This is a genomic window from Streptomyces sp. NPDC059456 (assembly GCF_042750055.1).
Classification (GTDB): domain Bacteria; phylum Actinomycetota; class Actinomycetes; order Streptomycetales; family Streptomycetaceae; genus Streptomyces.
The window spans coordinates 1-2,166 of sequence record NZ_JBHYVA010000992.1 but is presented as its reverse complement, the minus strand read 5'-3'; the positions used below and the strand labels follow the sequence as shown (position 1 = coordinate 2,166).

Genomic DNA, 2,166 nt, shown 5'->3' with positions numbered 1-2,166 from the left:
CGCCGACGGCGGGCGCCCCGCCCACGACCACGCCGGCGCCTCCCCCGCCCCGGCCCCGCCGGAGCTGCGCGCGCTGGCCTCGCGCCTGCTGGACGAGCTGGCCGGGCTCCCGTCCGCGGCGGCCGCGGACGAGCCGGGGGCCCTGGAGGCCATCAGGGCCGCCTGCCCCGACTGGCCGCCTCCACCGGCCACCCCGCCACCGGCGCCCCGGACCCCGCCCACCGCCCCTGCCCCGGCGCCGGGTTCCCGTGCCCCCGCCCCGGCCGGCCGCAGCGCACACCGCCTCCCGGCCGTGCCGTACGCCATCCCGCCGGCCGCCCCGGGCCCTGGCGGCAGCCCGGCCGCGCCGCACGGCCCCGCAGATCCGGCCCGCGCCGCGGACCACCCTCCGAAGGGGGCGGCGCCGGAGCCCGCCCCGGCCCGCGGAGAGCACCGCCCCGCGCACATCACGCAGCCCGCCCCGGCCCGCGCGGCGCGCCGCCCGCGGTACGCCGCCGAGCCGCGCGCAACGGAACGTCCGCCGCACGGCGCCGGTCCGCGGCCCACCGCCCCCGGCCTGGCGGAACACCGGTCGGGCGGTCCGGACGGGGCGGCGCCCGCGGGACGGGGTTCGGCGTTGCAGGAACGGCTGGAGGCCGCCTGGGTGGGGCGGGCCGTCGGGTGCCTGCTCGGCAAGCCCGTCGAGAAACTGCCCCTCGGCGGCATCCGCGCCCTCGCCCGCGCCGCCGGCAACTGGCCGCTGGACGACTGGTTCACCGCCCGCGGCGTCCCCCCGGAGGTCCTGGCCGCCCACCCGTGGAACCGCCGCTCCGCCGCCACCTCCCTCGCCGAGAACATCGACGGCATGCCCGAGGACGACGACCTCAACTACCCGCTCCTGAACCTGCTCCTGCTCCGGCGCCACGGCAAACGCTTCACCACCGCCGACGTCGCCCGGCTCTGGCTCGACGAGCTCCCCGCCGGCCGGACCTTCACCGCCGAGCGCATCGCCTACCGGAACCTGCTGCTCGGGCTGGAGCCCCCGGCCACCGCCACCCACCGCAACCCCTTCCGCGAGTGGATCGGCGCCCTGATCCGGGCCGACGTCCACGGCTGGACCAACCCCGGCGACCCGGCCGCCGCCGCGGCCCAGGCCCACCGGGACGCCTCCCTCACGCACACCGGCAACGGCCTCTACGCCGCCCTGTTCGCCGCCGCCGCGCTCGCCGAGGCCGCCGGCGGCCGGGCCGACGTCCACACCGCGCTCCGGGCCGGGCTGGCCGTCGTACCGCCGCGTTCGCGGCTCGCCGAGGCCGTCCGCCACGCCGTCGAGACGGCCGGCCGGTACGCCGACTTCGACCGCGTCGTGGACCACCTGCACGCCCGGTACGGGCACTACCACTGGGTCCACGCCGTTCCCAACACGGCCCTGGTCGCCGCCGCCCTCACCCACGCCGACGGGGACTTCACCCGCTCCGTCTGCCGTGCGGTGTCCGGCGGCTGGGACACCGACTCCAACGGGGCGACGGCCGGCTCCCTCGCCGCGCTCGTCGACCCGGCCGGGGTCCCGCACCGCTGGTCCGCCCCGCTCAAGAACCGTCTCGCCACCACCGTCCCCGGCTTCGACGGCATCGGCTTCGACACCCTCGCCCAGCTCACCGCACAGGAGGCAGCCCGCCCATGACGGCCATCGCCGTGCTCGGCAGTACCAACATGGACCTCGTCGCCTACGTCCCCAAGGCCCCCCGCCTCGGGGAGACCGTCACCGGCCGCGAGTTCCGCACCGTCCCCGGCGGCAAGGGCGCCAACCAGGCCGTCGCCGCCGCCCGCTGCGGCGGGGAGGTGGTGATGATCGGCGCGGTCGGCGCCGACGGGTTCGGCGTACGGCTGCGCGCCGCGCTCACCGCGGCCGGCGTCGAGACGGCGGCCCTGCGCACCGTCGAGGGCGCCAGCGGCACCGCGCACATCACCGTCGACGATGAGGGCGGCAACAGCATCATCGTCATCCCGGGCGCCAACGCCCGTGTCACCGGCCTGGAGGCGGGCGACGAGTCCCGTATCGGCGCCGCCGACGCGCTCCTCCTCCAGCTCGAACTCCCGCTGTCCGCCGTCCTGGCCGGCGCGCTCGCCGCCCGTGCCCACGGGGTGCGTACGGTGCTCACCCCGGCCCCCGCCCAGCCGCTGCCC

The 2,166-nt window shown here is 79.0% G+C and carries 2 protein-coding genes; both read left to right on the top strand.

The genetic code is table 11. The annotated features are described in order from the left end of the window. Positions 1–292: 292 nt before the first annotated feature. The gene (locus ACFXA3_RS41435) at positions 293–1,663 is read left to right on the top strand and encodes an ADP-ribosylglycohydrolase family protein (protein ID WP_385196504.1); all 1,371 of its coding nucleotides are present in this window, start codon (positions 293–295) and stop codon (positions 1,661–1,663) included. Then, on the top strand, positions 1,660–2,166 hold a 507-nt coding region (locus ACFXA3_RS41430; protein ID WP_385196501.1), incomplete at its 3' end, for a PfkB family carbohydrate kinase. The genes ACFXA3_RS41435 and ACFXA3_RS41430, both read left to right, overlap by 4 nt.